Below are 6493 nucleotides of genomic sequence, written 5' to 3' on the forward strand. Positions count from 1 at the left end.
CTATTGCCTATTGCCTATTGCCTATTGCCTATTGCCTATTGCCTATTGCCTAAAAGCATTTTTGCAAACAACAAATCCTCTGGTGTCGTAATTTTGATGTTTTCATAAGAACCATCAATCAAATGAATCGGAAAGCCTGCTGCTTCTACTACGCTAGCGTCGTCGGTGAAGGTGCTTAATTCTTCTGTTTCAAAAGCTTTTTTCAGAATACTTACTTGAAATGTCTGTGGTGTCTGAATCAAACGTACTGTTGCACGGTCAACCGCGACTCCGTTGACTCTTACCGAATCTTTGGAAGGAACGCTTGCTACCGCACTGCCCAATTCCTTTGCTGTTTGGTAACTGTTTTGAATAACGGTTGCCTCTACAAATGGACGTACGCCGTCATGAATGCTGACCAATCCATCGCCTTCAATGCGAGCAAGACCATTTTGAGACGACTGAAAACGAGTATGACCACCATCCACCAACCAATGAGAAACTTGCTGTGCTACAGCTTCATGTTTTTGGCAAAGAGATTGCCAGTATGCTTGATGTGCTTTTGGTAATACCAAAATCAATTGAATACTTGGGTCTGCTTGTTTGAAGCGTAAAAGGGTATGGAAGAGTATTGGTAAACCCTCTAGTTCGATGAATTGTTTGGGAAGTTGGCTTTGCATGCGACTACCACTTCCACCTGCAACAATAATGGCGTATTTGTTTGGTGACATAATGTTGATAAATAAACAAGAAGTCGTAAGAAATTTGTATTAAAACAAACTCTTACGACTTCTCAAAGTATTGCTAATTCATGATTACAGAATGCCAGAGCTTAAATAATCAACATGGCATCTCCATAACTAAAGAATTTGTATTTTTCTTTAATTGCAATCTCGTATGCTTCTTTAATAAGTTCGTATCCTCCAAAAGCACTGGTCATCATGATTAGGATAGACTCAGGCAGGTGGAAGTTTGTCAAAAGAGCATTAGGAATGCGGAAATCGTAAGGAGGGAAGATAAACTTATCTGTCCAACCTTCAATAGGCTTTAAGTGACCATCTGCCGAAACCGACGATTCTAGCGCTTTCAATACCGTTGTACCAATGGCGCAAATACGTCTATTCGAATCAATGCCTTCATTCACAAGGTTACAAGTGTTTTCGGGAATCAAGAAGTTTTCAGAGTCAGTTTTGTGTTTGGTAAGGTCTTCAACATCTACCTGACGGAAAGTTCCTAAGCCTACGTGTAGCGTTAGTGGAGTGAAAGTAACGCCTTTCAATTCCATACGCTTCATGATGATTTTGTTGAAGTGCAAACCTGCCGTTGGGGCAGCCACGGCTCCTACGTGTTCAGCATAAATAGTTTGATAACGGTCTTCATCGCTAGCTTCAACTTTGCGCTTAAAACGAATTTCATCTGGAAGTGGAGTTTCGCCTAATTCATGAATTGCTTTCATTAAAGCATCATGGTCGCCATCATACAAGAAGCGAATTGTACGACCACGCGAGGTGGTGTTGTCGATTACCTCTGCAACCAAGTCGCTATCGCCAAAATACAATTTGTTGCCCACACGGATTTTACGTGCTGGATCTACCAACACATCCCACAAACGGTGCTCACGGTTTAATTCACGAAGCAAGAAAACTTCAATTTTTGCACCTGTTTTTTCTTTTTGACCAAACAAGCGTGCAGGAAATACTTTTGTATTGTTAGTTACCATTACATCACCATCTTCAAAGTAATTGATGATGTCGGAAAACATCTTGTGTTCAATTTGTTTTGTCTTACGATTTACAACCATTAAGCGTGATTCTCCACGGTTTTCGGATGGATAAAGTGCTATCAAGCTTTGTGGTAGGTCAAATCTAAATTCTGAAAGTTTCATTATGCTATTTATTGCTGTTTATGTTCTGTCAAATAGACAATTAAATTCTATTTCAGATATTACACCAAAAGAGAAGATGGCGTCTATTTGAAAGCGATTCTTGCAAATATACAATTTTAGTATAGGGCTTGTCAATACATTTTATTTGGTAATCGGGTAACTTCTGTCATATTAATGCATTTTTTTGAAAAGTTACACCACCTTATTTACTCCAAAAAGTACAACAAATGCCATTTAAACGCTGTGAAGGTAGATGATACCCTCCTTACGAAAATGTGGGTCAAAAAAAATAAAATATTCTTTTTATAAGATTATTGGACGATACTATACTAAAATAAGGTCTTTTTTGATGATAATTTATTCCCCTAAATCAGCCTTATATCAAAGGTTTTGAAAATCTTCTACTTCGGAAATTTTGGGGAGATTACTCGGTTTTTTATAAAATATGAGAAAAAAAAATCCATTAAACTTCAAAAATCTAACAGCTATCGTCCCACATTTTTGGCCTACTTTTTACCTCCGATTGTACAAAAAAGTTCTTCTATGGTCTCGTGAGGAGAAATCTCTTATCCACAATGCCTAAGTACCCCATAAACCTAAAATTCAAAAGTATCTTATCTTTAATGCGCTTATTTATAAGGAGTTAACAGGTGCTAAACTGAGGTGGGGGGTGAGTAAGGCTTTGTTTCATTGTCAAAAGGTTTTTAAATTAAGTAAATGGGCAAAATTAGATTTAAGTTATGTGTTTTAGGCAACAGGCACAAGGCATTGAGGGTTAAATTCTTCTTTAGTAACGAGAGATAAGTTTTTGCCGAAAACTCATTTGGAAAGCCTAAGCCATTAAGCCCTCAGCTAAAGGAGAATAAAGGTTTTCATGAAATTATAAAAACCTTTTGCTAATGCCTACAGCTTATAGCCTAACGCCGAGTACTTAAATCTTAAGAAAATTACATTTTTTTTGAGCTATTCACCAATTTTTGCTAGATGAATCTTCAAACAATTTTAGCAAATGGTATGTTTATTTGAGATAATCAAATTTTACTATGTCAAAATATACCCTTTTTTGGTTTAGACGCGACCTTCGCCTACACGATAATGCTGGCTTGTACAAGGCATTACGCAACAACTCGAATGTGCTTCCTATCTTTATTTTTGATAGAAATATATTAGATAAACTCGACGACAAAAGGGATCGTAGAGTGGAATTTATTCATCAGACAATCACCGATTTGGATTTGCAGCTTAGAGCTTTGGGGAGTAGTTTGCTGGTAAAGTATGGCACGCCCGAAACGGTATTTCCTGAATTACTATCGACTTATGATATCGGTGCTGTTTATACTAATCATGATTTTGAAAAATATGCCATCGAGCGCGATAACATGGTACATGAATATCTCCAATCCGAAGGAGTGGAGTTCCATACCTTCAAGGATCATGTGATTTTTGAGAAAAATGAAATATTGTCGGGGAGCAAAACACCTTACACGGTCTTTACACCTTACAGTCGTAAGTGGAAAGAAACCCTCAACGATTTTTATGTAAAATCTTACCCTACAGAAAAATATTTTTCCAATTTTGTAAAAATAAATTTGCCTAGTCCCCCAAGTCTAGAATCGATGGGGTTTTCAGCTGTTGGGATGGGTTTTCCTGTCAGGGAAGTAAAAGACCTTCTTATCAAAAATTATGCTGAAAAGCGAGATTTTCCTGCTATATTGGGAACTTCAAGATTGTCCGTTCATTTGCGGTTTGGGACTGTAAGTATCCGAGAATTAGTACAAAAAGCACAAAATTTATCAGAAACTTGGCTCAATGAGTTAATTTGGCGCGATTTTTATTTTAATATTGCATATCATTTCCCACATATCGGAGAAGGCGCATCGTTTCGTCGTGAATATGACCAAATCGAATGGCGTAATAACCTGCAAGAGTATGAGGCTTGGTGTAAGGGGCAAACGGGCTATCCTATTGTTGATGCAGGAATGCGAGAGTTGAATGCAACAGGCTTTATGCACAACCGAGTACGAATGATTGTGGCAAGTTTTTTGACAAAACATTTGCTGATAGACTGGCGCTGGGGCGAGGCCTATTTTGCAAAAAAACTACTAGACTTTGATTTTGCGGCCAACAATGGTGGTTGGCAGTGGGCTTCGGGGAGCGGTTGCGATGCAGCACCGTATTTTAGAGTATTTAATCCGACTCTTCAAACGCAAAAATTTGATAAGCAATTAGAATACACCAAAAGGTGGGTACCAGAATTAAATTCTTTATCCTATACGCAGCCGATTGTAAATCATGAAATGGCTCGAAAAAGAGTTTTGGAGGTTTATCAAAAAGCCTTGAAAAAGTAATTTTTTGAGAAAAATGTTACGAATCAGTGACTTTCTGTGCATGTTTATGTCAGAAGATTAGGTGTATTGAAAAGGTAACCATATTTTTTATGGTGTTCAAGATTATATAATGTTGTGTAGATTTCGAGAAAGGTGAGAGGCTGTTGCTCTCACCTTCTTTGTTTTATGACGGTTTGCCGTTAATTGTTGGCAAACTTTAAATCTTGCTTCAGACCACTATAGCTGCGAAGGTCGAGCGCCAAAGCTCCAATTTTTAATCCAATCTCTACACGAATCGGAATTTTGTTGGCGTCATTCGAAACCCAAATAACAACAGATTCTTCGTCTACAAAAAAATTGTTCTTAGGAAGCATCGGAATGATTTTGTAGGTTTCAATTTTGCCAAATTTAGTTTTAATGGTTTCTTTTCCTTTAAATTTTAATCTCATGTTATAGATTTTATTATCAAAGAAAAAAGAAAGTGGGTAGCTTTCTCCGGGTTTCGTTTTATTAAAATCCATAGCCCGAACATAATAATAACTACTCACTACATCTTGTATGCCATCTGGAATACTCAAGGATTTCTTTTCTTTATCATCGATTAGCTCAAAAGTTTTGGCCACATTTTGTTGATGGTCAAAAATCACTTTTTCTTCGGCTTTATAACTGCCTTCTTGTTTTTTCATATAAAACTGATGAGGCATAATTTTTTCACTGTCGATATGCGAGGCCCATGTGTCACGAACTCTTGTTACCCAGTCTGTTACACCCGTGGTACGGCCGTTTACTACTACTTTGTAACAAGGTCTGCCATTTGCCATTTGAAACTTGTCGTCCACATCTACCACAGCTTCAGCGGCATTTACAAAGCCATAATGTACTCTATATTCGATATGTTCGCCCTTAACCAAGCTTGTGGAATCAACGATTTTGTTGTTTTCCTGAAAAAAGCTAAAGGCTGTTAGGGATAGCAAGATTGTTCCGCCGATAAGAATTCTTTTCATGTTATTTTGGGAGGTTGTTGGTAGCCAAATAATTTTAGCTTATTAAATAATTATGTGGTCAGTATTCATTTAAACTATTCTGCTTTCGACTATTGGCTTTCAGCAAAAAATATCTTTACTTTTTAAAAAACAGTATAAAAACTATTTGCCTGATAACTGACTACTTAAATCTTTTTTCTAAGTACTCCAAAAACCTACGAAAGTCACCTTTAAATTGTTTTTCAAAAATCTGCTCAAACTCATTTTGCTTTGAGTGATAGGTTTTGAAACTCACAAAATATGCGTTATTAGGCAATTCTTCATTTTTCAACTTATTGGAAAGCAGTGGTTTATGCGAGAGTTGTGCATACAGACTATCTTCTTTTGCTACTATTTTTCTGATAAACGTATATTTTAAAGAATCCTTGTATGTTTTGGTATATTCTGGTTTGAATGTTTTGTATAAACTATCTAGCGTGAGGGTTGATTGGTTGAGGTGAGTCATTAAAACTTTGCGCCACTCTTTCCCACGACCAAATTTTTGATATTCCTCAGACTCGATGCCGTATTTAGCTTTTAGGTATCTTTTAGCACCATATTCTCCAATAAAATTGGCTAGGTTTTCGCTAGTTTCATGTTCATTTTTGACAAAAATAGTTCCATGAGTCATTTCATGAATAATAAGGCTTGCGAGTTTGCCTTCAGAATAAAACAACATACTCGATAAGATAGGTTCGGGGAGCCATCCCAAGGTCGAGTAGGCAATGCCTTGCCCCAAATCGGTATCATAACCTTTTTGTTTCCAGTGATTTAGTTCTTGAACAGCCATCGTCGAATCAAAAAAACCTTTATAGGCAAAATTACCAATAATTGGGAAATGAAATTCTACAGCTTCCATTTTATAAGGTTCGGCTGCTGTGACCAGATATACGAGTGGTTTGCCCTGCTGGTCGAATAGTGTTTGATACACGTCGGGGTTATCTTTAAGCCCAAGCGAGTCGATAGCATAACGTTTGATTTCGCCAATTAGGCGAATTCTTGCCTTGAGGGAGTCGGGAACCTGAGGGTCGTGTAAGACTTCGGATAGAGGGCGAGTATTAAAAGCCACGTTCAGACCACCTTTTGCTTGAGTATATAAGTAGACTGTCCAGTTCCATTGCCACAGAGCAATGCTCATAAACAAGCAGAATATGCCTAAAAGCCAGTATCTTTTTTTATTGATTATTTTTGACATGGTTACTTCAAATAAGAATTTAAAGTTACGAAGACATAAGGCATTTGTGCTAGGGTTTTATAAAATCAAGCTAATAAATCTTAGC

5 protein-coding genes are annotated in these 6493 nt (G+C 37.2%); 1 reads left to right on the forward strand and 4 read right to left on the reverse strand.

Features of this window, described 5'->3' with window-relative positions; genetic code table 11:
* Positions 1 to 35: 35 nt before the first annotated feature.
* Together ACOVQ4_RS23030 and queA are read right to left on the reverse strand one after the other, a co-directional pair.
* The gene (locus ACOVQ4_RS23030) at positions 36 to 710 is read right to left on the reverse strand and encodes a 2-C-methyl-D-erythritol 4-phosphate cytidylyltransferase (protein ID WP_421822931.1); all 675 of its coding nucleotides are present in this window, start codon (positions 708 to 710) and stop codon (positions 36 to 38) included.
* 101 nt (positions 711 to 811) lie between these two features.
* The gene (gene queA / locus ACOVQ4_RS23035; RefSeq protein WP_421822932.1) at positions 812 to 1864 is read right to left on the reverse strand and encodes a tRNA preQ1(34) S-adenosylmethionine ribosyltransferase-isomerase QueA; all 1053 of its coding nucleotides are present in this window, start codon (positions 1862 to 1864) and stop codon (positions 812 to 814) included.
* Positions 1865 to 2907: 1043 nt separating this feature from the next.
* On the opposite strand from queA, the gene ACOVQ4_RS23040 reads away from it, so the two are divergent.
* Positions 2908 to 4212: a cryptochrome/photolyase family protein gene (locus tag ACOVQ4_RS23040; RefSeq protein WP_421822933.1), complete on the forward strand. Its 1305-nt coding sequence runs from the start codon at positions 2908 to 2910 to the stop codon at positions 4210 to 4212.
* 179 nt (positions 4213 to 4391) lie between these two features.
* On the opposite strand, the gene ACOVQ4_RS23045 is transcribed toward ACOVQ4_RS23040, so the two are convergent.
* On the reverse strand, positions 4392 to 5195 hold the full coding sequence (locus tag ACOVQ4_RS23045) for a DUF3108 domain-containing protein (protein ID WP_421822934.1): 804 nt from the start codon (positions 5193 to 5195) through the stop codon (positions 4392 to 4394).
* Between the two features lie 160 nt (positions 5196 to 5355).
* The gene (locus ACOVQ4_RS23050) at positions 5356 to 6408 is read right to left on the reverse strand and encodes an aminopeptidase (RefSeq protein WP_421822935.1); all 1053 of its coding nucleotides are present in this window, start codon (positions 6406 to 6408) and stop codon (positions 5356 to 5358) included.
* Positions 6409 to 6493: the final 85 nt, after the last annotated feature.

The organism is Flectobacillus sp. (assembly GCF_049240685.1).
Taxonomy (GTDB): Bacteria; Bacteroidota; Bacteroidia; order Cytophagales; family Spirosomataceae; genus Flectobacillus.

What these genes read in the sequence shown, in the direction of transcription:
- ACOVQ4_RS23040 (WP_421822933.1), top strand. Translation starts at nt 2,908, where the DNA reads ATGTCAAAATATACCCTTTTTTGGTTTAGACGCGACCTTCGCCTACAC.
- ACOVQ4_RS23050 (WP_421822935.1), bottom strand. Translation starts at nt 6,408, where the DNA reads ATGTCAAAAATAATCAATAAAAAAAGATACTGGCTTTTAGGCATATTC.
- queA (WP_421822932.1), bottom strand. Translation starts at nt 1,864, where the DNA reads ATGAAACTTTCAGAATTTAGATTTGACCTACCACAAAGCTTGATAGCA.
- ACOVQ4_RS23045 (WP_421822934.1), bottom strand. Translation starts at nt 5,195, where the DNA reads ATGAAAAGAATTCTTATCGGCGGAACAATCTTGCTATCCCTAACAGCC.
- ACOVQ4_RS23030 (WP_421822931.1), bottom strand. Translation starts at nt 710, where the DNA reads ATGTCACCAAACAAATACGCCATTATTGTTGCAGGTGGAAGTGGTAGT.